General features: G+C 55.8%; 21 protein-coding genes. 11 read left to right on the plus strand and 10 right to left on the minus strand.

Annotated elements, in window-relative coordinates; all coding sequences use genetic code 11:
- Position 1: 1 nt before the first annotated feature.
- The 8 genes from RX972_RS01280 to RX972_RS01315 form a co-directional block, all read right to left on the minus strand.
- Positions 2 to 394, minus strand: a complete 393-nt coding sequence (locus tag RX972_RS01280; protein ID WP_316872256.1) for a hypothetical protein — start codon at positions 392 to 394, stop codon at positions 2 to 4.
- Positions 395 to 426: 32 nt separating this feature from the next.
- Positions 427 to 855 carry a DUF4189 domain-containing protein gene (locus tag RX972_RS01285; protein WP_122395244.1) on the minus strand — a complete coding sequence of 143 codons (429 nt, stop codon included), beginning with the start codon at positions 853 to 855 and terminating at the stop codon, positions 427 to 429.
- Positions 856 to 1,002: 147 nt separating this feature from the next.
- Positions 1,003 to 1,536: a hypothetical protein gene (locus RX972_RS01290; protein ID WP_027899978.1), complete on the minus strand. Its 534-nt coding sequence runs from the start codon at positions 1,534 to 1,536 to the stop codon at positions 1,003 to 1,005.
- A 170-nt stretch (positions 1,537 to 1,706) separates the two neighbouring features.
- A complete protein-coding gene (locus tag RX972_RS01295; protein ID WP_316872257.1) occupies positions 1,707 to 3,326 on the minus strand; it encodes a DUF2300 domain-containing protein in 1,620 nt (539 codons plus the stop codon).
- A 1-nt stretch (position 3,327) separates the two neighbouring features.
- Positions 3,328 to 7,902, minus strand: coding sequence for an alpha-2-macroglobulin (locus tag RX972_RS01300; RefSeq protein WP_316872408.1), 4,575 nt, complete (start codon positions 7,900 to 7,902; stop codon positions 3,328 to 3,330).
- Entirely contained in the window at positions 7,899 to 8,570 is a 672-nt protein-coding gene (locus RX972_RS01305) for a DUF1175 domain-containing protein (protein WP_217664448.1), read from the minus strand. The genes RX972_RS01300 and RX972_RS01305 overlap by 4 nt, the downstream gene beginning before the upstream one ends.
- Positions 8,534 to 10,309, minus strand: a complete 1,776-nt coding sequence (locus RX972_RS01310) for a DUF2138 domain-containing protein (protein ID WP_316872258.1) — start codon at positions 10,307 to 10,309, stop codon at positions 8,534 to 8,536. Before RX972_RS01310 ends, RX972_RS01305 begins: the two co-directional genes overlap by 37 nt.
- A gap of 36 nt (positions 10,310 to 10,345) precedes the next feature.
- Complete coding sequence (locus RX972_RS01315) at positions 10,346 to 11,128, minus strand: YfaP family protein (RefSeq protein ID WP_316872409.1); 783 nt, start codon at positions 11,126 to 11,128, stop codon at positions 10,346 to 10,348.
- A 401-nt stretch (positions 11,129 to 11,529) separates the two neighbouring features.
- Between RX972_RS01315 and RX972_RS29355 the strand changes: the two genes are divergently transcribed.
- Positions 11,530 to 12,012, plus strand: a complete 483-nt coding sequence (locus RX972_RS29355) for a DUF4189 domain-containing protein (RefSeq protein WP_410478184.1) — start codon at positions 11,530 to 11,532, stop codon at positions 12,010 to 12,012.
- Between the two features lie 55 nt (positions 12,013 to 12,067).
- Complete coding sequence (locus tag RX972_RS01320; protein ID WP_122808121.1) at positions 12,068 to 12,559, plus strand: DUF4189 domain-containing protein; 492 nt, start codon at positions 12,068 to 12,070, stop codon at positions 12,557 to 12,559.
- A gap of 37 nt (positions 12,560 to 12,596) precedes the next feature.
- Here RX972_RS01320 and RX972_RS01325 read toward each other — a convergent pair whose 3' ends face one another.
- On the minus strand, positions 12,597 to 13,037 hold the full coding sequence (locus RX972_RS01325) for a hypothetical protein (protein ID WP_027898261.1): 441 nt from the start codon (positions 13,035 to 13,037) through the stop codon (positions 12,597 to 12,599).
- A gap of 272 nt (positions 13,038 to 13,309) precedes the next feature.
- Here RX972_RS01325 and RX972_RS29360 point away from each other — a divergent pair, with 272 nt between their 5' ends.
- From RX972_RS29360 to RX972_RS01350, 6 genes are all read left to right on the plus strand, one after another.
- Entirely contained in the window at positions 13,310 to 13,804 is a 495-nt protein-coding gene (locus RX972_RS29360; RefSeq protein ID WP_122808122.1) for a DUF4189 domain-containing protein, read from the plus strand.
- Positions 13,805 to 13,954: 150 nt separating this feature from the next.
- Positions 13,955 to 14,332: a hypothetical protein gene (locus RX972_RS01330; RefSeq protein ID WP_122395253.1), complete on the plus strand. Its 378-nt coding sequence runs from the start codon at positions 13,955 to 13,957 to the stop codon at positions 14,330 to 14,332.
- Positions 14,333 to 14,513: 181 nt separating this feature from the next.
- Positions 14,514 to 15,455 (plus strand): hypothetical protein, encoded by a 942-nt coding sequence (locus RX972_RS01335; RefSeq protein WP_316872260.1) that lies wholly within the window; start codon positions 14,514 to 14,516, stop codon positions 15,453 to 15,455.
- 85 nt (positions 15,456 to 15,540) lie between these two features.
- Positions 15,541 to 16,026 (plus strand): DUF4189 domain-containing protein, encoded by a 486-nt coding sequence (locus RX972_RS01340; RefSeq protein WP_122395255.1) that lies wholly within the window; start codon positions 15,541 to 15,543, stop codon positions 16,024 to 16,026.
- Between the two features lie 273 nt (positions 16,027 to 16,299).
- Complete coding sequence (locus RX972_RS01345) at positions 16,300 to 16,923, plus strand: response regulator (RefSeq protein ID WP_027898257.1); 624 nt, start codon at positions 16,300 to 16,302, stop codon at positions 16,921 to 16,923.
- 222 nt (positions 16,924 to 17,145) lie between these two features.
- Entirely contained in the window at positions 17,146 to 18,762 is a 1,617-nt protein-coding gene (locus RX972_RS01350) for a hybrid sensor histidine kinase/response regulator (protein WP_316872410.1), read from the plus strand.
- Between the two features lie 56 nt (positions 18,763 to 18,818).
- Here RX972_RS01350 and RX972_RS01355 read toward each other — a convergent pair whose 3' ends face one another.
- Positions 18,819 to 19,577: a hypothetical protein gene (locus tag RX972_RS01355; RefSeq protein WP_316872262.1), complete on the minus strand. Its 759-nt coding sequence runs from the start codon at positions 19,575 to 19,577 to the stop codon at positions 18,819 to 18,821.
- A gap of 532 nt (positions 19,578 to 20,109) precedes the next feature.
- Here RX972_RS01355 and RX972_RS01360 point away from each other — a divergent pair.
- The 3 genes from RX972_RS01360 (at position 20,110) to RX972_RS01370 (ending at position 22,674) form a co-directional block, all read left to right on the plus strand.
- Positions 20,110 to 20,931, plus strand: coding sequence for an ABC transporter permease (locus RX972_RS01360; RefSeq protein WP_316872263.1), 822 nt, complete (start codon positions 20,110 to 20,112; stop codon positions 20,929 to 20,931).
- On the plus strand, positions 20,928 to 21,749 hold the full coding sequence (locus tag RX972_RS01365) for an ABC transporter permease (RefSeq protein ID WP_122808126.1): 822 nt from the start codon (positions 20,928 to 20,930) through the stop codon (positions 21,747 to 21,749). The genes RX972_RS01360 and RX972_RS01365 overlap by 4 nt, the downstream gene beginning before the upstream one ends.
- A gap of 61 nt (positions 21,750 to 21,810) precedes the next feature.
- Entirely contained in the window at positions 21,811 to 22,674 is an 864-nt protein-coding gene (locus tag RX972_RS01370) for a hypothetical protein (RefSeq protein WP_316872264.1), read from the plus strand.
- Positions 22,675 to 23,130 lie beyond the last annotated feature (456 nt).

Genomic DNA, 23,130 nt, shown 5'->3' on the forward strand with positions numbered 1-23,130 from the left:
GTCACGGCTTCGGCAGATATATTATCTGGACCGGCGTGTTGGGTTTTGTGTACGACCCCGTGGGATCCACGTTCGGTTTCAAACCCGGGTACCACGCCCTGAACTGTGTGTCCGATAGCCATTCAAGTTGCAACTGTTCGACTGCCAATCCGGGCGGGCCCGCTTTGAATCCTGTGAGGGACTTCACCGCTGAATGGCATTCTTCCCCTACGCCCACTTCGAGAATGCTGACCTCCAGTTGCTCGCCCCACGTAATGGATCCGGTCTCAGGACAGCTTCGAACCTGGGCGTGATATTTGCCATTGGGTGAAGGAAGATCGTAAACGATTTTGTCGGGCCCGCAGGCTGTCAGCAGGACAGACGATGCGAGTAAAAACAGGGTAGTCTTCTTCACGGTGCTACTCCAGATTCAATCAAGCGCAACATTTAATTTTTTTTGTACCTCGGCTGAGTACATTCCGTGAATACCAGATTACATTCTGATTTTTTGGCATTGCGCTTACAGTAGCCCATCGACTTCTCTTGCGCCGTCAAGGGATCGTCAGCGGTGAAAACAGCATTTACGTTCCCGTCTTCTGACTGGACCGCTGCCACGCACTGATCGGAATAGGTCGCGACGAGAAAGCAATCCGTAGCGCCCGCTGATTCGCACCTGCCAAGAACATCCTGTTTGGCGTAGTCCGCGCTTTGCTGTTTAGTGGTCGTCCAGACCTTGTCGAGTTGGTCCGAGGTCATGACCGCGCCCCAGGTACTGACCCACTCTCCGGATTTCGATCCTGAAGTATCGGAGTCAGGCCCACATGCAACGAGCAGCGCGATTGACGACAGTAACACACAGCGTTGCACGTTATTCATTCAGTGTCCTTACAGCGGTAGCAAACGAGATGAAAGAAAAATTGAACAGCACGTCGAATAAATGAATCAGTGAAAAACTGTATGACACATAGAGCTATTTTACAGTGCAGTATTCGCGGGCCTGAGACCTCAACCCTGAACTAACTATTACTCAGCCAGCTTACACACAAGACAATCTTTTTTGAGTTCACCACTTCCAAAAAAAGGGTCCATGAAACCACAGTTCTCCACTTCGTAATCCACTACGATGTCTTGAGGGTCAGCCACGACCTTGACGTAGCAGTGTTCCGTCCACGTATTCTGTTGGTATTGATCTGTAATCTGAAGATACCCTGCGCTCCGGTCATGAGTAGACCCCATGTACTTGTTTTCTGAAAACGTACCCTTATACCGACTCCAGTAATAAGCGGTGTTATCCGGATTTTTACGGTCAGGCTGTACAGCGCTAGGCTCGCCCATCAGAGGCGCAAGTTTTGCGATGGCCTCATTGACATCTTTACCCTGGGCATCTTTTACACTACTGAGCTCCTGACTAGGGATCGAAGTACACCCCACCAATGAAGACAGCAGCGCGGCGACAAGCGCATGTTTTGTGGCTGCGCTTTTTAAAACTCTGAAAGCGGCTGGCTGGGCGGAAAGCTCTACCATCGGCTCAGACCTTTCATTCATCATGCTTGTCATACACCGTCTCGTTCAAAATTACTGGAATGGGTGGAATCGTGAAAAAATCATATTCGACGCTCTGAAGTTTTTCGATAGTACAGGTGTACTATCCGCTTACTCGTCGTGGCCAACGCCCAGTAATCAGAGCGGGATAGTTTGTGTTGCCATTGCCAGTAAGTTAACGGGTACTACTCCAGCAAAAGACGCCGGGCAAGCCCTTCGATATACGCTTCATCCTGACCATTGGGATGCGCCTCGAACGCCAGGTGCAGATACTCGTGGGTCAGGTCGAGACGGTCTTGAAGCGACAGCACGCCGCGTACGTAGATCCGGTTGCGTTCGCGGTCGACATGGGGATTACCGAAGGCCACACGGCATACGGCAAACGTACTGACTTCGTTGTAACCCACCTCCCCTTCGAGCCGTTGACGCCAGACCCGGCGCTGTTTTTGCAGCCACTCCTGAGCGTCGGGCAATGCTGTGCAGGACGCGACCGGATTGTCCCAGCGACTGAGGCTTGCGCGTGGATAGGCGTGGGACAGGATGGCGTCGTAACGCTGGCCCGCGTTGGCTTGTTCTACCGCTTGCTCCCAGGACAATTTGTCGGCATCCGGTTGCGTCAAGTGATAGGTGACATTAGTGCCCACGAGGATCAGGTCGCTGGTCAACGCGGCTATACCGCGTGATTCGGCATTCGCCGGGCGCGGCGCTACGCGCTGTCGGTTGCTGCTGTCATCGATAGTCAGACATTCACCCGTGCGGCCGGCGTTTTGCAGGAGGTAAGTGCGAATCGCGACGGCCAGCGCCTTGGCGGCCTCGGCGGGCTCTGCCCTGGCTTCGCGTTGCAGCACACGCGCCACATATTCTTCGCGGTCCAGCCGGGCGACGAGTTTGTCCTTCACCAGAAAGAGTTCGCCGTCGCTGTGGATGTCCAGTTGGTTGCCATTCAAAAACTCGACGCGATAGTCGCCCAGCAAGGGGCCTGACTCAACGGCGCGGCCCGCCTTGAGCACGTACCCGATCGGGTAACGTGAAAACAGGTCGACCTCCACGCAACGTCCCGGATCGGCTGGCCAGCCTGCGGGCAGGACCGACGCCAGGGCCTCGCTGTAATTGCGCAAGACCGTCTGGCTGGTGCCGCGCCCCTGCGCCCAGATGGGCGTGCCATCCACGGTCCAGCCGGCAAAGCCGCCCTCCCGTTGCGCAGCGGCGTCATCGGCAAACCAGCTCCAGGTTTTGATCCGCAGAAGGCCAGCCAACGTGCCAACGACATTGCTGTCCGCCGCACCCAGCACCACATCAAGCAGCACCCGTCGCGCCTGATCCTGTGCCGGAAGCGTGCCAAGAGTTTCCAGCAATTGCGCCACGGGAACCTGGGTCTGCGGCTGCAGTGTGGAAGTGCTGAGCAGCCATGGCGGTGCTTTGCGCGCTTGCCAATAAGCTCGCCAGTCCGACTCGGAGATGCCGAGACGCTGAGGCTCAAAATACAAGCCACAGGATTTCACCAATGCCTGATCGCGACCGATGCTGCCACCGGCCGTGCAGCAATAAACTTCTTCCTTGGACTGCCCTCGGCACTCATAGGCGGGCTCGGTGGCGCCGGTGTCTACCAACCAGGCGTAGACAAACAACTTCCACAGACTGCCCAGCGGGGCCTGTAAATCATCGGGCAACGGTGCTCGCGAAACCAGCCCGGTGCGGTTTAGGGACAACAGCTCTCCCTTCAACGCGACCTGAATCGGGTCCTCCTGCGCCGAGGCCAGCGCAGGGAGTAGAAACAGCACCAGCCAGAGCCAGCGTGAACGCACGTCAATTGACCTTGATCTGGCCGTATGCTGGTTTCTGCTCAAGGGCCTGATGCTGCGGTGCGTAGACCTGGGTGAAGCGCACTGGCGGCAGATTGAACTGGCCTTTTTGCGAGAAACGCACCAGATGCCGCATGCGCAACTCACCGCTCAAGGCATCCACCGGAATCGCGTAGCCCAGCTGGCCCGGCTCGAAACGCGCTTTCTCAAGCGCCGCCGCTTCCGTGCCCGCCTTGCCCTGGAGTTTGATACCCCAGGTCGTTTGCTCGATATCAGCGCCGGGCGGCAATGGCACTTCGATCATGCCGTAGCGCAGTGGCTTGGCAGCCTTACTGGTGATGATGACTTCATCCAGATAGAGGCTGTCACTGGACAGCGGTTTGCCGTCGACGGCTTCGAGGCTGAAAGTGAACGCTTCAGTGCCCGGCACAAGACGAGAAAGTCGGCGAGTGACGGTCACAGGCATTGGCTCCACCGCAGGCTGTCGGGTCTGGTAGCTGAGCAATGCACGCAGAGGGCGTTCCTGGGCTCCGGCCAATGACAACGATGAAGGGACGGGAGTGGCACCTTCCCATGTCCAGTACATTTCACCGCTGGCACCGTAGCGCTTCTTCCAGCCTTCGCCTGGCGCCAGCGCGATAGTCGGCGACGCCTGCTCGATGCTGCGCTGCAACCAGCTCAACGCCAGAGCACGCTCAAGGGTTGATTGCTGAGGCAGCAAACGCTGCAACAACGCACGCGCACGCTCTTGATCAAAAGCTTTGAGCGACAGGTTCAAGGCTTCGGCGAATGGCTCGGAACTGACATCTAGACGCTGCTGGGCACCCGGCAACTGGCGACTGAACGCCTCTGGCATGATCACCTTGTTCTGCCTGGCCAGCGAAGCCGTCATGACCCGCGCGGCTGCGAGGCCCAAAGCAGAATCCGGAGCATTCATGACGATGCTGCCCTCATCCATGTCCATCACATTGGCCTGAGCACCCTCGCCGGCTTTAGCCAGGTCATCCATCAAGCCACTGAGCAGCGTATTGACCGGCAATTGCATTTGTCTGGCAAACGAGAGGATCAGCGCGCGTTGCAACAGCGGCGTTTTACCGGCCTGCTTCGCATAGACATTCAGCACGCGTTGCCAGTGCTCGGGCGGCAGCGACAATTCCAGCGCCTTGCTCGCGTGCCAGTCGGCATAGTAAGCGTAAGCCGTGAGGAACGCGTCCGGCTCACCGCCGTAGCCCCACCAGTTAAAGCTTGCCGACGGCCCCGCCAGATGCACCAGACGTAAACGGCTGTTTTGCATGATCAAGCGCAAGCGGTCTCTGATTTGCGGATCAGATGACAGTACTGGATACGCCATGCCCAGTGGCAGCAAACGGCTGGCTATCTGCTCGACACCGCCATAGGGGTAGCTCAGCAGATCATCCAGTGCCGAGCGGAACAACGCTTGTGAGCTGTCATCCAGACGCAGTCGAATGGCGGTGGCATCGGCTGGCAAGGTCAGCGGTGTATCGCCACTGACCGCGTCCAGACTCTGGCTCTGCGTGACCTGCCAGCCCTCACCAGTGGCGGTCAGGCTTACGGCCAGCGCATCAGCAGTTTTACCGTCCTGCACCAACTCGGCCTTCCACTCGCCGCTTGCGAGGGAGAATGCAGGCAATGCGATGTAGTTGATGCCTTTGTTCAAGGTCACCGGTATGCGCTGCTCGGCTCCCGCGTAGTGGGTCACGAGTTCTGACTTGACCGGCTGGTCGGCCTGGCTGAACGCGAACACGCCGAGATCCGGTTTATCTCCGGCGCGGAATCGGGTTGGCCCGCTCCATTTCAGGTACAACGGTTTTTCCGAGCGCACGAATTGCTTTTTCTGACCGACCTGCCCTGTTTGATCGATGGCCCTGGCAGTGATGCGCCAGCGAGTCAGCGAGTCCGGCATTTTGAAAGTGAAGCGCACTTTGCCGTTTGCATCGGTCACCAGTTCAGGCTCCCACGCAGCGGTGTCAACGTCCTCACGGCGTGGCCGCTCCAGCACTTTTACGCTGCGATCGCTGCGATTGGCCTTGCCGGGCGCGGTCGGGCTGCCGGGCAACGCGACGTCGTAGCTGATGAAGGACAAGCTGGCACTGGTGCGCACATTGTTGCGGCGCGGGTGGTGGAAGAACTGGTCGATGGCAGGCGCAATTTCCGGCTGCAGCGCATAGATCATCTCGTCGACCACGCTGACCGTCAGATGCGCGGGAATCGGCTTGCCTGCGAACTGGGTCGTCAGGTCCACGGACACAGTGTCGCCCGGCCGATAAGCGTCTTTGTCGGTGGCGATGACTACGTCGATCTGCGGTGCAACGACCTTGATCCCGGCGTTCTGGAAGCTGTACTGCCCGCCTTTGGTGTACAGCACCGAAAAGGTCAGGTTCGGGGCGAAGTTGTCCTTCACGGCAATTCGCGCCCGGTACTGGGTATCGTTGAGCTTTTCCAGCTTCAACCAGTCGCCGCCCTTGGACAGCAACGCCGTGGCTTCAACCTTGTCGCGTTCCAGAGACAGCAACGCATCGCTGACGGGCTCAGGGAAGGTGATCAGCGCAGTAGCTTCGTCGCCGACGGTGTACTCGGGCTTGTCGAAAATGACTTCAACAGTACCCGCTACCGCCTTCACGCCGTCACCGCTTACCGAATGGCCGGTGGCCCCCAGCAAACGACCGCTTTCATCCATCAACGTCAGGTTGTAAGTGCCTGGTTGCTGAAAGGTAACGCTGAAACCTTCATTCCCCGCGACGAGTTTGTCACCGCCACTGGTCTGGTCCTCCAGTCGCACCCATTTATAGCTGGCGGGTGTGACGGACCGGGTTTGCTCGCTGCCACCTTCGTTCGAATAGCCGAAGACAACCTTTTCACCCACAGCACTGAACCGTTGCGGGGTGGTAATCCGGTAGCTGGCGGCGCCCCGGTCAATCAGGATTTCTTTCGTGGTCCGGACACGATACGCCGCACCGTCACTGGCAAACACGGTGAGCATGTAGCGGCTAGGGCTGAACGCCGGCGGCAGGTCCAGCGTCGCGTTACCCTTCGCGTCAGTGGTGAGTTCGGCGCTCTTCAATTCCACCGGAAACTGCCCAAGGTATTGCAGCTCATTATCGACAGTCGAAAGCTGCTGGGCGCGCAAGCTCATGGTCAACTTTGCATTTGCCACCGGCTTGCCATCCGGATAGAGCAAGGTCAGGTTGCCTTTCACCGGCTCGTTGATGCTGTAGTCTTGTTTGGCGAGGTTCAGGGCTATCTCAAAGTGCGGCTTGATGTACTCCGCTACGCGAAACGCGCTGCTGTAGGCCTGATCCTTGTACCTGAAACGCACTTCGTAACCACCGGCAACGGCATTGTCCGGAAGCTGAAAACGGCCTTGGGTGCCCGCCTTCGAATCAAGCTTCAGGGCCAGCGACTGCAGCGCAGTACCGGTGGCATCGAGGATGGTCACGTCAACATCGGCAGCGGCTGGCGCCACGGAATCGCGAGCATTCTTGAACTCCCGCCCGACGATCTTCAACGAGACCCAGTCTCCGGGCCGGTATAACGGCCGGTCGGTGAACGCGAAGAGTTTGGTGTCGTAGATCTCGCTGTCGTAATAGAAATTCTCTGCAACGAAAACACCGCCCTCCTGGTCTTCACCGATCACGAATGAGCGTTCGGGGCTGACGTGTTTCAGTCTGAGCAAACCCTGGGCATCAGTCGCCCCACTGCTCATCACGCCAAGGCCGTCGGTCCAGAGCACATTGACCTTCTCGGCCGGGCTGCCTTCGTTTTTGCGGGCAGCCCACACCAGAAGCTCATCACCGGCAACTTTGCTCACCGCAACGGTATTGGAGACGAACACCATGGTCGTGGCGCGGTACTTGCCGATCAGCGCCTCCACGAGATACAGCCCGGGCTTTAACTTGCCTAGCGGGATGTAGACGTTACCGGGCACGACTTTGATGAACTTGCTGGACGAGCCGTTCAGGTCAACACCAACCGGTGGCTGGATCGGTTTTGCTTCCCAGATCGGGTAACGGAACTGACTCACCACTGGCAAGCCGGGGATCAGTGCGAACTGCGCTTGGGCCTCGTAGGGTGTAGGCGCAGCCATGGCGTTACCCATCTTCAGCTCAGGCACTTCCTCGGTGACCTGCTTGCGGGACTCATAGGAAAACGCACGCTGCATGACGCGTCGGGACTGGCGATACCAGCTGTCCCAGAGATACGCGAGGGTGTTGGAAAGCCCTTCGCCCCTGAACTGTCCGTCACTGACCACGCGGTGCAGGTTTTTCTGGCGCTTGAGGAAGTCCATGGGTTTGTCGATGCGATACACGCGGATATCCGCGCCGCCGTAAGGCTGCATGCGGAACCGGCGATAGTCACGGCCCGGAGCTTCCAGGCGTACTTTGGCCTGCTCATCGCTGGAAAAACTGCTGTCCGCCAGTAGAAAAAAGCTTTCTCCCGGTACTGCGCTGTAGCCGCTTGGCTCGACGCTGTCGTCGGCGTTGACGCTGGTCATAGGCAGCAACAGTGCCAGCGACAATGTAATCAGAGAGCAAATACGCGGCATGCGGGCACCGATCATTGGGAGAGAAAGTTGAGTCGATAGACGCCGATGAAATTCGGGTTGGCAGCGTCGGGTATCCATCGGGTGTCCTTCCATGTCATGAGTTGCTGCAGGCTTGCCGAGCGCATGCCGTTGTCAGTGGGTGTCGTGGTGCCAGTGTGATAGGCGATGTAGCGGCCCATCCAGATCATCAGGTGCTGGTCATCGCCCTGATCGAAAAACATCAGATCACCGGGTCGGGCCTGAGCCATGTCGCGCCCGACCAGGTGACTGTTGAACTGAATCAGTTTGATCGCATTCACGTAGGGGCCGGTTTGTCCGTCGCCTTGCTGCCATTGCTGGGCGAGCCCTCGCTGAGCGTCGCTCAGTTGCATCTCCGGCGGCAGGTAACGATTGGACAAGCCATTGCTGCGCAGCCATTTTTCATCGTGAACCTTCAGTGCTTCATTGCTGGCAAAGCGCACCAGGCCCGCGCAATCCTGCTGATACCAGCGTGGGCTAGGCCCTTGGGCCAGTTGCTCTTGAGCAATACGTACGAACCAGGCACGAAATACCTGAGACTGCTGCGCGTCGAGCGCTGGAATCTGACTGGCAAATGCAGGGCTGCCGAGCAAGATCGCCAGCAGAGCAAGGCCTCGACCCAGAGCAATCACAGCGGCTTCCACTCCAATGGCAACCACTGCCATTGACCATCGGGTTCAGTACCTTGCGGCAGTGTCAGCGCGTACTTGCCGTACCCACCGAGTTTCTGCAATTTCGGGATCAGATGCGTCTGCGCGGCGTTGTAAAAAACCGGTTCCATGTCCTTGGGCAGACTGCCCAGGGTTTCTTGCTGCAGAAGTTGCGCGATTGCACCCGGGTTGAAATACATCGGGACCAGTTGATCGCCGGGCAGCACGTCGGCCAGCGGCGGGAAACGTTTGTCGAGGGTGCCCACGGCTTTGTCCAGGAGTTGGTCGTCCAGGGAGAACAGCAGCGTCGAACCGTGCCGCGCCAGACTGACCTTCATGAACGCATTGCCGCTGACCGCGTCAGGGTTTTCCGCCTCTCTGGCCAGATACGGACCAAAACGGGTGCTGACTTGTCGCTGCCACTGATGAGTTTCGCCCTGCTGCTTCTCCACTACCGGGAACACATGCCCCTCGGCATTCGCCTCGTAGGAGCCGACCATGGAACCGAACAGTTTGCCCAAATCACCGTCCAGTCTGGCGCTGTTCTTGTCGGTCAGATGGGCAACCAGCAACGGCGTGTACAAGCGCGAATCGGCATACCAGCAAAGACCCGCTGCATCAGAGATGTGCGCAGTCAGTGCCTGCGCAACCGGCTCTTCTGCTCCAAGTTTTACCAGCAATGGTTTTTGTTGCGCGGCCGCAAGGGGCAAAGCCACACATGCGCTGGCACCGATGGGCATCGCCTGCCAGATCGGCTTGAAATCAAAGCCTGGCTGATGTTCGGTTTCGTTCATCGCCAGAAAGCTGTGCCAGCCCTTCTCGTCCATTTCGAAACGCAGGCCAGCGAAGTTCGGAATGAAGCGCTGATACCCCATGGCAAGAACACTGGCGTTGACCGACAGCCGTTGCTTGACCTGCGGCGCGCGTGGCTGCAGCCCAAATGCTTCGGTGAACAATTTTTCGCCACTGAGTAATGCGGCCAGGGCTTCGGGCGAAATGCTGCCCGACTCCGGGGCGGACTTTCCGAGTTCCTGGCCCAAAGGCTGACTCAGGGTGGAGGGTTCCCTTTCATAGGTGGACGAATCACGCCCCGCGATTTTGTTCGGATTTGACACCACCACCAGCTTGTCGCCATAGGAGGCGAACGCCAGCGACTTGCTGGCGTTGTAATTCAAAAGATAGAGCGGCACCTCATCGGAACCGATCTTCACCACACCGATTTCACTCAGCTGCGGGTCGTAGAGCACTTTGAGCAACTGTTCCAGCATCTTGGCCATGCCACCTCGATCCATGACCATAAGGAAGTCTTTGAGTCGCCCGTCCTTGCCGCGCCACAGTGCGATGTCCGCAGGTTGATCGAGGAGTTGCTCAATGAGGGTGTCCTGCAATGTCAGGTCATATTCGTAGATGATTCTGCGCAGGCTACCGATCAATCCAAGGCGATCAGTATGGGTTTCGTAATAGAAAACGAAATCTTCGGTGAGTGTGTCTTTCAGGAACGGCACCGCCAGCAAATCCTTGGGCAACTGGCTCAAGGAAGTGGTTTCCAGCAAACCATCCGGACGGCTCAAGTGCAGTTTGTCACTGGCAATTTCGACCATCGGCCCCTTGGGTTTGAGCATCAGCCAACCCATTGCACCGGCAACACCGGCGACCACACACAGTCCGCCCAACAGCAATGGCCAGCGTCGGACAGGTTTTACGACGGGCGTGCCGGTTGGCTCGGAAGTCGCTGAAGTCGAGTTATCGCTCATGTTCACAAAACCCAATTCATCCGTGGGAGGGGATGATCAATAGTTGAATGTCTTGACCAAGAGCAGGTCACCGATGCCACGCAAAGGCACGATGAATGTCTCGCGTTTTTCATTGACAGTGTTTTCGTTGAGCACCAGGTTTATCTGCGAAGTAATCACTTCTTTTTCGTTACTGGTTTCATCGAAGTTATAACCGCCGCCACTGCTGTAGTTGCCCCAATAATTCACGTAAATCAGGTAGGTGCCCTGCAAAGGCGCAGTCATGGTGAACATCTCCGGGCCAGGTCCATCCACGCTGTCGGTATCCAGACCGCCGCCGTTGGTCAGCACTGGATGGGCGAAGAACGCGTGCTGGCCGTCGGGCGTAACGATGTGCAAGTCGAGCTCGGCATTTGGATCATCCCAGCCCAGCACGACACGAATGCGTGCTGGCGTGCGCTGGTTGTTGGCTTCATAAAACTGCACGCGCTTGAGGGATTTGCCTTCGGCGCTGCGCACCTCGACACTGTTGGAGCCCGCACCAAAGGCGTATGGCCGGGCAAAGCGCCCCTGCTCATCCGTATAAAGGTTCAAAGGGTTGCCGTTGACCGAGAGGACATTGGGGCCGCGTTGTTTGCCAAGGGCTTTGATCTGGCCCTCGATCATGGTGCGACTGCGCTGTGCGCCGCGGTCGATGGGAGGTGTGGGATACGCGACTCGCGGTGCTTCACTTCGGTCAAGAAGGCCGTTGTAACGCCAGCCACCCACGGGTTCCGTGAGTGCAGAAGAGGACTCGGCGCAAGCCGTAGTCACCGAGGCAAACGTTAACACCAGCGCCATCACGCAACGCACCGGCGCGCTTCCATACAGCTTGTCACTGGTCCCGCGCATGAAAGCACCCTGTTTTTTATGCGAATTAAACGCTAAGTCCATACCGCGCAACGTCAGCTCTCCTGAGCAATGGGGCACGGGAATGCCGAATAAATCTTATTAGTGCTCACACCCACATGGGTATAAAGCGCAGGAGCAATTGCAGCCATTATTCTTGGAGGCCAGCCCGGCTTTCAATAGCACACATGTACTATGTTTTATCGGTCTGAGTCACTTCACGATAGGCCCATGCACCCGACTCTATAGCAATAACCATTAAAACTATCAGTGAAGCGACTTTCATTACCTGACCCACGTTATCGCGCTGTCGATTGCGTCATTCCCCAGATAAACATCCCGGGCCATTCAGAATGCGACGTTTCAGACTTTTTACACTGCTCGCACTGCTTGCCTCAACTGCCTCGTCAGGACAGACAGCTTGCCCAGGCGGCGTAGCACCAGGCAGCCCGCAATGCGGACCTGATTCGAGCACATCGAGAGGCGACTCTTCACCGCCTCAGCCAACGGGAAAATGGATCAAAACCTGGGGGGCTCTTTCCGCAAACAGTTCGGGAGACATTGGACTGGCCTCAGGCAAGTTATCCAAATCCGACGCTGCCGCAGAGGCGGTCGCTCGGTGCGAAGCGTTTGGTGCAGGCAAGTGTGTGGCGAAGCATTATTTCTATAATCAATGCATCTCGGTGGCCCGAGCCGAATCAGGGCAATCAGCAACCGTGACAGGACCGAGGGAGAAAGCCGCAGATCTCGCAGTCAAGGAATGTGAAAGCAGCACAAACTCCACCTGCGCTGTTCTGTTAACAGAGTGCTCGCCCCCTGTTTTCGAGAAATTCTAAGTGGCAGCAACCTGGGCTGAATGCGCCCAATAGATACCAGCTCGAGGTTTGTTAAATGCTCCGTTCTTTCTCGTGTGTATTTCTGTTTGGCTCGATTATCTCCACCACCGCCATGGGCCAAACGCGATGCCCAATCGGAGTCCAGGCGGGAAACATCCAATGCATACCGGATGATCCTCAGGCAGAAGTGAACGCCGCTCCCAGGCCAACAGGTGAATGGATTAAAACCTGGGGGGCGATCGCTAGTTCGGAAAGCGGTGATATCGGCAGCAGTACCGGGAAATTTTCAAAAAACGACGCCGAAGCTGAAGCAATAAAAATCTGTGCGGACTTTGGGAATTCGGACTGCAAGGTCAACATGACTTATAAGAATCAATGTGTGGCTGTCGTACAGGCAGCCAAAGGTCGTACAGGCGGGAAGATCATCACCGCTGAAACCGCGGACATTGCGAAACGAACTGCATTGCAAGAATGCCAAGAGGACTCCGGGGCGCAATGTTTCGTCAGGGGCACGGATTGCACCGAACCGTACTTCAGGAAGTACTGAGGCGTCATTCATTCAGTGCGAGCAGTTGAGACCTGTGTCAGCTACCGAAATACCAGCTCTTGGACATCCGAGTGCACCCTGAACCCACCGCTTTCGCTTCTCTAATGATATTTCGAGTGTCGACCTGGAGATTGACCGTGCAGTAGTGATTCACGCGTTTATAGTCGTAGGTGTGCACAATGACGGGCCGACCTGAGTCAACATCCTGGTACGACCCTGTTTGCTCCGGCACATCTTCGTAATAAGCCAGCGCTTCCCATTGGTATAACCCCCCGACACTGCCCGGAATGGAATCGGCAATGATGCTGGGTACGGGAGTTGGCTCATACACGGGATTGCCCATGGTTGAAAACAGAAACCCTTTAGCTTCATTGACATCCTTGCCTATGAGCTGTTTGATCATTTCGCGCTCGGGATTAAGGCTAACGCAACCTGAAACAGCTAAAAACATCAAAGCCGCCACTGTCATCTTGAACATTATTTCAATCCTGTCCTTGCAAGATGCACAACATGCTCATTCAACCAGCACGTTATTCACTAGCAGTCCAATACTGCAATTAAGGGCCCGCGCACTTGAGTGCTGCGGCCTGATTATTCCTCCAGAAATAGTGGGGCACTTGGTCAGCGCTTATCAATAGCACATGTGTACTATTGTCCCGGCGACTGACTGGGCGTTAACGTCAAAACTGAATAATGAACCGTCGCTGTAGATGCGCCGCTTACCTCACCTTTCTTCGAACAGGCTATGTAATGAGTCGTACCCGACTGTGTTGGTTACTTGCATTTCTAGCGTCTCAATCCGCTTTTGGTCAGACGGCGTGCCCTGCCGGGGTCGCGCCGGGCAGCCCGCAATGCGGGGCTGACTCAGGTACTTCAAGAGGTGAGCCGCCTGCCCCTCGCTACACAGGTGAATGGATTAAAACCTGGGGGGCTATTGCGTCAGCTGATAACTCCAACGAAGCATGGGCGTCTACCGGGATGCTTTCCAAAGAGCTGGCCGAGGAAGACGCAGTGGACCAATGCCAGGAGGCAGGTTTCAAAGGTTGTGTCGCCCACTTTACCTACAGGAATCAGTGCGTCGCAGTCGCAACATCAAATTCAAAGCCACCCATCAGCTCAACAAACTCTGGCCCCGATCTATCCGAGACCAAAGAAGACTCTATTGAGTCGTGTTCAAGCAGAGGCGGTATCGGTTGCCACGTTATTTACACCGATTGCACTGAACCTGTGTTCAGGAAGTTCTGACAGTGCCCATTAGATGGCCTAACCGTCCAGACAATAGCTCTCCTGAGTTATGTGGCAGATCAACGTAGTTGTGCAAAATTCTTGGCCGGACTCCCTTGCCGAGCATGAGGCTCAGCATAAACATAATCATTATTAAACAGGTGCGACATCATGATCTCCAATAAGACACTCATCCAGGCACTCGGCACCGTTACCGCAGTGTTATTACTGCAAGGTTGCGGAATGATCGCGTCGAAAACGGTCAGCGATAGCGGTCTGCAGGAAAAGGCAGCCGTCACACTTAATACCACGCCTGAGAAAGTGCGGATTTTTGACAAGCGCGGCGAGCTCGACTCTGTGAAGTTCAAAGCACAGACAAACAAGGGTGTTTACAACTGCTACTACACTACCCTCGTCGGCCTTGATTCGGACACGCTGTGTTCCGGTCCTGTCGAGGGTTCTGCAAAGCAGACCGGCAATCAAACTCCGGCACCCGCCGCCGCACCAGCAAACTGTAATGCATTGTTGAAAGCTGCCGGACGTTGCTGAAATGAGTACGCTATCGACTCACGCCCTCCTGCTGTTTAGCGCCAGTATATGTGGCGTAGCGCTAAGCGGCTGCGTACCGGCGACATCGTCGCCCTACGCTGCTTACTCGCCATACGGCACTACTCAGGCAGTTCCAGCGCAGCCTGCCTCCCGATTTGCCCAAAATAGCGCAACAGATGAAATGCTTGCGCAGTTCAAAAGTGCAGGCAAAGCGATCGTTGTTGTTCCCAGCCCAAGCCTGGATAGCCTGCACACTGATTTTCAGAACAATGACTCCATCGCCAACTTCCTGAGGATGCGCTCGGGCACCACCGAGTGGACGAATACTTCGCGTGCTTCTTCAATGTTCAAGGTGGGGTACGACACCAAAAACCGCGGCGACGAGGACGACCCGAAACACGCTTACTTCCAGGTGGTTTTCGGGCGGACGATGTACATGATTTATCTGGTCGATCCTGGTCATTACTCAATCAGCGGCGTGAGCTACAACTTGCCACGAACGCGTGGTTTCGAAACCCCTGGTGGACGCAATATCAGTCCATCGCCGCTAGGCCATGCGATGCTCAAATCCTTTACCATCGACGAGTTCGAGCGCGGTCAGAAATGGGAGGACGCAAGCTACCGCAATCAGACAGTTCAGGAGGATTACTGCACCTCAAGGCGCGTTGTTAACAATGAATGCACCAGTTGGGGGAAATCATCCTACGACGTCAAACAACAAACCTCCGCCGCTGGCTGGGTGTCCAGCACGGAGCAGCGGACCCTCGAAGCCCGTGCGGTAAAGGTCGAACTGGACAAGGAATTTGCCGCCTTTGATATCGCCGCTGGCGAAGTCATTCTGATTGATGGCTTCTTCGCAGAACCACCCGCAGCAACGTTCAAAGAGAAAAGCTGCAAGCAGACGGATCAGGAGCAGATGCGTTGCGAGCTCAAACAAGTCGCCCTTGTGCAAATGCTTGGGGAACTCGAAGAAGTCAGGAAAGCCGACAACCCTGCGGACTGGGGCATGCCTAAACTGGCGGAAACCCTGAAAGGGCTTACCTACCGCCCAATCCAGATCAAGGCCCGCGAAGTCCAGGGCGATTCGGCGTGGGGCCCGACGTACGCTTTGAAAGCTGAGTAGGTATAAGACGTTAAACGCCGTCACAGGCACACCAGCCGTGACGGCGTTGGTTCAAGCGTGAAGTATCAAAGACCGGGGTCCTTAGATGAAAAAGATCGCGCCTTTCGCCTGCTTGCCATTGTTGATATTCGGGATGTATGCAGAAGCACAGACACGCTGCCCGATGGGCGCTCAGGCGGGCAGCATGCAATGCCTGCCGGACGACCCTCAGTACAACCAGAGTGCTCCTCCCCGGCCTACAGGTGAATGGATCAAAACCTGGGGCGCTATTGCGGGATCAGATGCGACGGGCGAGTCGGGCGGTGCAGTCGGCAAGTTTTCTGAACGCGAGGCGCGAGAGTCGGCGATGCGTCTATGCGCCCAAGGCGAAGCCAAAGATTGCGAAGTGGATTTTGTATTCTTCAATCAGTGTGCTGCCATGATTTCGTCAAAAACAATCAGCTATATCCAGGGGGCGGAAAGCGAGGAGATTGCAATTGATCTGGCAACGAATGACTGCCAAGTAAATGGGGGCGCGCCATGCAGCGTTATTTATTCAGCGTGCACTGATCCGGTTTTCAAAAAATATTAGTCTGCAGCCGGGCTAGCTGTTCTATGCTCAGAGATCGTTGTACTCGAACCTTAAGTGCCCGGCATTGCCGAATCCGTCCCCGCGCCACTGCTTCCTAAGCAACAGATTCCCTTCGCTTCTCCCTCGTCAGGGAAACCGCACACAAACTTTCGCCTGAAAAGTTCCCTTGTCAGTGCAACTTTGCGACGAAACCACACTCTGACTGCGTATCACTTTTGATACAGACCGCGTCCTCGTATGTATGATGCTCCCTCGAATTACGGAGACAGACGAATGTCGTGCAGAATTATCGTGGCTGACGACCACCCGCTGTTTCGTGAAGGTATGTTTCGGACCATCGAGCGACTGCTACCCGGGTCGGTCATTGAGCAGGCCAGCAATCTCGATGAGGTGCTGGCATTGGCCCGGTCCGGCACTGAAGTTGATACGTTGTTTCTGGATCTGCATTTTCCCGGTTTGAGTTCGATGCAGGCCATTGCCGAACTGCGCGCGGAATTCAAACGCACGTCCATCATTGTGGTGTCCATGGTCGATGATCTGGAGACCATCTCCCTCGTCATGTCACATGGCGCGGACGGTTTTATCGGAAAGAACATCGATCCCCAGGAAATTGCAGAATCCATCCTCGCTATCCGCGAAGGTGAGATTGTCGTCAAATACAAACCAGGCGGTTCGATCCTTAACGATGCTGACGTGAAGATACTCAGCCACCTGACGGCTCGCCAGAAACAGGTACTGAGTCTGGTAGCCTCTGGAAAAACCAATAAGGAAATCGCCAAGGAACTGGGTGTTTCCCCTTTTACTGTGCGCATCCATGTATCCAGTCTGCTCAAGGTATTGGGCGTGCCAACACGCTCAGCCGCTGCCGCGCAGTTTTCCAGCCTGGTCATCAAGTAATGCAGGGCTGACTCCACGTCGGCCTCAACGTTTCAGACGACCAGTGCCCCGCCCTGTTTATGCATGGGCAACCAAAAACATACGGACCGCTTCAGGGAAGACAAAAGAGTCCGGTGTTATAACCGCATTATGTGATCCAGCCTGGCAATCTTTCGGCCAATTCCAGGATAAGGCGCTGCGATGTCAATGATATCGATACTCACCAAATGCAAAGACCTGGAGATGATTCAGGCTCTATTGCGCATGGCAGTGATTGCCACCTCCTCGTTATACACGCTCATCGCCTATGCAATGGACGATATGACGGCTACGCGGATGTGGGTGATTCTGGCTTATTGCCTGGCCTTCGGTATCGTCAACACGGGGTTGATCATACGCATCGCGCAGAAACCCGGCGCTTCAACTCCGCGGAGGATGTTTGCCCTGGTGGTCGACAATATGGCCGGGATTGTCACCATTACCGTCGGGGGCGAAGCGATGCTGCCCGTCTATTCGGTAATGTTGAGCATGACGGTGGGCTACGGCATGCGCTACGGGCGCACGTATCTGTTGCTGGCCACCGGATTTGCCCTCGCCTCCCTGGCGCTGATCATCCAGTTCACACCTTTCCTGCAGCAACACCCTGCCGTTGCGGTGATGATGATCCTGACGATGCTGGTGCTGCCGCTATTCGTTTATTTCCTGCTCTCGCGTCTGCATATCGCGCTTGAGGAAACCCAGGCCGCGAATGAGGCCAAGTCACGGTTCCTGGCACAAGCCAGTCATGACCTGCGTCAACCGATTCACTCCATCAGTTTGTTCACCGCCTGCCTGCGCGACGGGCAACTGGGCAATGATGAGCGGCGGCTGGTCGACAACATCGACCGGGCCTTGAGCGCCGTTGAGCAACTTTTCCGATCGTTGCTGGATATCTACACCCTCAATCAGGGCGATATGAAGCCGCATCTGGAAACCATCGATGTCGACGCTTTACTGAGCAATCTGGTCAGTCAGAATAGCGAAGCGGCCAACTGGGCAGGCGTTGAAGTCCGACTGCGACCGTGCCGCCAGCATGTTCGCTGTGACGCCGCGTTATTACGCACGCTGGTGCAGAATCTACTCTCAAACGCGTTCAAATATGCGCCAGACAAACCGGTACTGATTGGCTGCCGACAGCATAAAGGCAAGTTGAGCATTGGCGTTTACGATCTTGGCCGCGGAATATCGGCTGAACATTTGCCGCACTTGTGCAACGAGTTTTATAGGGTTCGTGAGAAGCGAGATCAAGACATCGAGGGCGTCGGCCTGGGGCTGAGTATTGTCAGCCGTATTGCCCGATTGTTGAAACTGCAACTCAGCATCAAATCACGGCCTGAGTGCGGCACATCCGTGATCATTGACGGCTTGCCCATCGTACCCGCCAACGTGGTGGTTCCAGCGCCTGATATCGACTGGAACAAACGCCTGCTCGGTGGCTTGCGTGTGTTGCTGATTGAAGATAACCACAACGTTCTGCAAGCGACCGCAATGTTGCTGCGAAAATGGGGCTGCGATGTGCAGACCGCATCAGCGATCCCCCAGACCCGCGTGGATTGCGACCTTGTTGTCACCGACTTCGACCTTGACCGGACCGCGACCGGTGCTGACAGCATTGCCTATCTGCGCGAAATGCATGGCCGACGGATACCCGCTATCGTGATTACCGGTCATGAATTACAGCATGTACAGCAATCGCTCAACGATCCGGATATCCCGATACTGTCCAAGCCGGTGCGCCCCGCTGAACTTCGCTCATTACTGCTGAGTTTCAAAATGAACCAGATGCAGGACGTGGGTTACGCGACGCCTGCATTGAGCTGATCTGTCGCTGTGGCATGCGGCAATTATTTGCTGCATGGCTTATTAGCGGCTGCGACTCATTGAGCCCACGGGTAAATCCGTTTGGCTTCGTCGTACTGCACCAGCCGTGTGTCGAGCACTTTATCGCCGCGTTTGCTGACTACTTCCAAAGGGTACATACCTGCCACCACCCCGCCGTCACTTTTGATCTTAAGTTCGTGGGTTTCATCCGGCGAGTTTTCACTGATCTGCGGAATCCCCGAAACATCGCGAATTTCATTGCCGACAGGAACCTCAAGTGAATAACGAGTTACTTGCACGCCCTGCCAGATACCACCCGTGGTAGACAGCCAGCCATATCGGTCAGGCCCGACCTGAATGACTTTGGCATCAAGGCAACCGCAATCGCCTGCCTGCCCTTTGTCGATTGCCGGCCTGGAGGCCAGTAGCTTCACATTCTGGTTAGCGTCCAGCCCAGCCAGAAAAAGCCCTTCCAGTCCGGAATCAACCTGGGAATATATTTCAGCTTCGGGATCACTGTGGGCTTGCACGTAAACGGTGCTGCCGTTTTCGGCACTGACGACTCTGGAAACAGTACCCAGCATGCAGTAATCCAAAGAGTCCTGAACTGCCTGAAAAGAGTGCTTCCAGCACTTTCGCGAGGCGTCGTAATTATCAGCGCCATACGCCGAATTCATCACGCCTTTCAATAGAGCTTCAAGTTCGCCAGCACTCGGTTGAACAGTATTATTGCCCGCAGCCAAACCGGGCAGTGTCATGCACGCTGCGGAGGCGACCAGACCAACTGCCGCCGAGACTTTCATTATGCCGTTCAAGAGCGAACAACTCCCTTCAGTAGTTTTACCGTGAACTTCACACCTGTTGTAAATCAAGATTCTTAATACCGTGCGAACTTGTAACAGGCGGTGCCACCGATCAATGGTTTGAACCTAACACTTCCCGGGAAAGGCAAACATAGTACAGGTGTACTATTTCAAATATTGGCCGTTGATTTACTTTATGCACTCATAAGACTTCCAGGCGAAGGGTGCACTGCCCCGCATCCTAATTTCGTGGTAGCGCAGAGCCGTGATTCCCATAAGCACGGTTTGCACGAGCCTGGCTCGAGCAGACTTCCGTATTCACAAGACATGGACATCCAATGCTTATTAATACCCCCCTCGGCGAACGTGCGCCTGCCGTGACAGATACGGCCACTGGAGCGGGCTTACCGTCAAAGCCGTCGCGCCAGCACAGTATCTTCCGCTCCATAAACAAGGTGTATATCACTGGTAATCCGCAACCTGAACTAGCCGAGGAGTACGCAGCATGATTCGCTTGTTGAGCCTTCGCCTGTTGCATGCATTCATGGTTGCAATGCTGGTTGGGACACTGACGTTCATATCCATAATCCTTCAGCTTCGTACGCCGTTGAGCCCTGATCAGTCGGTGTCGTGGCTTTTTCTGGGCTGGCTGGGTGACGTCCTGACTTTTGATCTTGGCAGTTCGATAGTCTCGGGGGAGCCCGTACTGGACAGGGTTGTTCAAAGTCTGGGGAGTTCAATCCCCCTGGCCGTCGGTGCGTTGATACTTTCCCTATTGATCGGGCCACCGCTTGGGATCATTGCAGGCTTGCACAGGGGTGGATGGGCGGATCGCGCGCTTTTGCTCTTGAGCACAGCAATACGCGCAATTCCGCAATTTGTGCTGGCGATTATTCTTATATTGATCTTCGCAGTGGCCATGGGTTTGCTGCCGACTCAAGGGCACGCCACATTCGCTCACTCAATCCTTCCAACTGTCACCCTCGCCTTGGGTTTGGCTGCAGTGTCTTCGCTTGCCGCGCGAGACGCCACATTAGCAGTCACTTCAGCGCCCCATTACGCCTCCGGACGACTTGAAGGACTCAGCGCATTCACAGTATTCAGGCAGCACGGCTTACGCGATATAAGGGGCCCGATAGTCACCGCTCTCGGCGCTCAACTCGTGTATTTGATGGAAGGCATCATCGTCGTTGAGACAGTTTTTGCCTGGCCTGGAATCGGCATGGAACTGGTGCGCGCTATCGCCGAACGCGACTCACGAATGATGCAGGGTAGCGCTTTGGCTATCGGGCTGATGTTCGTGCTCCTGAAAACCATTGTTGACCTGGTAAACCACTCCATCGATTCTCGTCGGAGAAACTCATGAGCCACGAAGCCGCTATCCAGAGCAACTCTCCAAGGACGCATGCCCTGCCTCGCATCATTGGATTCTCCATTCTCGCAACGCTGATACTGTTTGCCGTGTTGGTGCCCTTGATGTGGGGGGTAAGCAGTCTGGAAATGGATCGCACAGCGCTGCTGTCAGGTCCCGTGCAGGGGCATCCCCTGGGCACAGACGAACTGGGCCGTGACATGCTAGCGCGGCTAGCCGCAGCTGTAGGCTTATCGCTAGGGTTCGCTGTGTTTAGTGTCATCACAGCCGCAGTACCCGGAATACTGCTTGGCATCCTTGCCGGCTGGACAGGCGGCGTCATAGATAAATGTCTCAGCCTGCTGGCCGAAGTGTTTCTGGTCCTGCCCCGATTACTGATGTTGCTACTGATCGTCGTGATATTTCCGGGAAATCTTCTGGCGGTATATGGCGCTATCGCACTGGTGCTATGGACTGAATGCTTCCGTATGACACGAAAGCTGTCACGCACTGTGCTGGCTTCGCCGGACGTGGCAGACAGCCGCCAGCAAGGGCACGGTTCACTCTACGTAATACGCCGACATGTATGGCCTGAGTTGTCATCAAGACTCATGACATTCTCCGCATCTGGTGCTGCCTCAGCCATTCTGGCTTTAGCAACACTGTCCTATTTAGGCGCTGGGGTCAGTCCTCCAACCGCTGAGCCTGGACTCATGATTACGCAGCTTATGGCTTATTCCGAGGCTGCACCTTTCAGCTTCGCATTACCAATTCTCGTAATCTTCCTGACTGTGCTTTCACTCTTGATGATTGGCAGCGGACGCAGGCCATGAACCTTCTTTTGAAAAAACAGGCTGTTGAAACCAGTAGCCGCTCTCAGGCCAAGGACATCCAATGTTCATCAAAACCATTCCACTGATTCTCGCTCTGGCAGCACTGGCGGCAGGGCCGGCATTGGCACATGACGACGGCGCCGCACCCGCGGCGCCTGCGCCCATCGCGAGGGATCCTGCCACAGGAGCGGCTCTACAGTTAAAACCACCGCGCCCCGACAGCATCATGTATTACATCAGCAGGGTGGATGGGAACGGTGATTTGTCATACCCGACGGTCAACGGCAGCTGGATCAATTACTGGTACGGTTTTCAGTTCGAACTGAACGGAACGCTCTATTACACAGGGTTTGTCTGGGAGACACCGGACAAATACGGTGCCGAACTCGAGAATGACTTTCCTGCGCCGGATACCAAAGTAACCATGGCGCATGCCACGTTTGTCACCAGCCAACCCGGCAGCAAGTCGCCGTGGTTGCTAAAAGGCGTAGAACCGTACATCGGCGAATTTGGCGGCAGCGAGCGAGGCAACGAAGTCGACACGACGCGTGAACCGCAGACGTGGAATACCCCATCAGGCGACATGCTGCTGGCGCTGCCGACATGGTATCTGGTGTCCGGGGAGCGGATTCGAACGATCGAGATACTGCTGTTCCATCCTCAAGAACTGTCGAATACCGACGACAAATGGTGGACTTACCTGGCAACCCTCGAAGCCGGTTTCAATAACGAAGCCAATTGCGGGCCCGACTCGGCCGGAGCCATTCCTTGTGGCGACACGACCGGTAAGCTCGAGTTCATTGCGCAGAAAGGCAGCGACCTCCCGTTGCTGCGAGTGACGGTGCCTGCCGCCGGTAATCAGCCGGAAATAGTGACTGATTACCGATACGAGGCTACGCGCAAGGTGTATGAACCGATCAAATGACCCTGACACAACGCTTTTCTGCGGCAAACAGAGAACCAGTGGGACCGGATTCATCCGGGAAGGCGGCATTCTCGACGACGATAATGTGGCGGATGTACCGACTTCTTCCCGAATAAATTCGATCCCACAGGTTTATGCGAATTCAGATAGTGACGGTTTTTTTGATCAGAGCCGCCCCGGTGTCCTGCAGCAAACAGAGAACCAGTGGGACCGGATTCATCCGGGAGACGGTATTCCTGACGACGATGATGTGGCGGATGTACCGACCTCTTCCCGAATAAATTCGGTCCCACAGGTTTCTGCGTAAATTTAGATGGTTACGTGTTGTTTCAGTGAGTACGCATTTCAATTCAGTGGCTGCAGGCTGCAGCTTTAACACCGCCCTACGGTTTTCGGCTGGAACTGATAAGGTGCGTTGCCTGTGAAAATAGCTGCTGCATCCAGCAACGATCACCG

Origin of the sequence: Pseudomonas syringae group sp. J309-1 (genome assembly GCF_032582135.1) — a bacterium.
In the GTDB taxonomy this organism is placed as follows: Bacteria; Pseudomonadota; Gammaproteobacteria; order Pseudomonadales; family Pseudomonadaceae; genus Aquipseudomonas; species Aquipseudomonas quasicaspiana.

What these genes read in the sequence shown, in the direction of transcription:
- RX972_RS01285 (WP_122395244.1), bottom strand. Translation starts at nt 855, where the DNA reads ATGAATAACGTGCAACGCTGTGTGTTACTGTCGTCAATCGCGCTGCTC.
- RX972_RS01290 (WP_027899978.1), bottom strand. Translation starts at nt 1,536, where the DNA reads ATGACAAGCATGATGAATGAAAGGTCTGAGCCGATGGTAGAGCTTTCC.
- RX972_RS01300 (WP_316872408.1), bottom strand. Translation starts at nt 7,902, where the DNA reads ATGATCGGTGCCCGCATGCCGCGTATTTGCTCTCTGATTACATTGTCG.
- RX972_RS01305 (WP_217664448.1), bottom strand. Translation starts at nt 8,570, where the DNA reads ATGGCAGTGGTTGCCATTGGAGTGGAAGCCGCTGTGATTGCTCTGGGT.
- RX972_RS01310 (WP_316872258.1), bottom strand. Translation starts at nt 10,309, where the DNA reads ATGAGCGATAACTCGACTTCAGCGACTTCCGAGCCAACCGGCACGCCC.
- RX972_RS01315 (WP_316872409.1), bottom strand. Translation starts at nt 11,128, where the DNA reads ATGGCGCTGGTGTTAACGTTTGCCTCGGTGACTACGGCTTGCGCCGAG.
- RX972_RS29355 (WP_410478184.1), top strand. Translation starts at nt 11,530, where the DNA reads ATGCGACGTTTCAGACTTTTTACACTGCTCGCACTGCTTGCCTCAACT.
- RX972_RS01320 (WP_122808121.1), top strand. Translation starts at nt 12,068, where the DNA reads ATGCTCCGTTCTTTCTCGTGTGTATTTCTGTTTGGCTCGATTATCTCC.
- RX972_RS01325 (WP_027898261.1), bottom strand. Translation starts at nt 13,037, where the DNA reads ATGTTCAAGATGACAGTGGCGGCTTTGATGTTTTTAGCTGTTTCAGGT.
- RX972_RS29360 (WP_122808122.1), top strand. Translation starts at nt 13,310, where the DNA reads ATGAGTCGTACCCGACTGTGTTGGTTACTTGCATTTCTAGCGTCTCAA.
- RX972_RS01330 (WP_122395253.1), top strand. Translation starts at nt 13,955, where the DNA reads ATGATCTCCAATAAGACACTCATCCAGGCACTCGGCACCGTTACCGCA.
- RX972_RS01335 (WP_316872260.1), top strand. Translation starts at nt 14,514, where the DNA reads ATGCTTGCGCAGTTCAAAAGTGCAGGCAAAGCGATCGTTGTTGTTCCC.
- RX972_RS01340 (WP_122395255.1), top strand. Translation starts at nt 15,541, where the DNA reads ATGAAAAAGATCGCGCCTTTCGCCTGCTTGCCATTGTTGATATTCGGG.
- RX972_RS01345 (WP_027898257.1), top strand. Translation starts at nt 16,300, where the DNA reads ATGTCGTGCAGAATTATCGTGGCTGACGACCACCCGCTGTTTCGTGAA.
- RX972_RS01350 (WP_316872410.1), top strand. Translation starts at nt 17,146, where the DNA reads ATGATTCAGGCTCTATTGCGCATGGCAGTGATTGCCACCTCCTCGTTA.
- RX972_RS01360 (WP_316872263.1), top strand. Translation starts at nt 20,110, where the DNA reads ATGGTTGCAATGCTGGTTGGGACACTGACGTTCATATCCATAATCCTT.
- RX972_RS01365 (WP_122808126.1), top strand. Translation starts at nt 20,928, where the DNA reads ATGAGCCACGAAGCCGCTATCCAGAGCAACTCTCCAAGGACGCATGCC.
- RX972_RS01370 (WP_316872264.1), top strand. Translation starts at nt 21,811, where the DNA reads ATGTTCATCAAAACCATTCCACTGATTCTCGCTCTGGCAGCACTGGCG.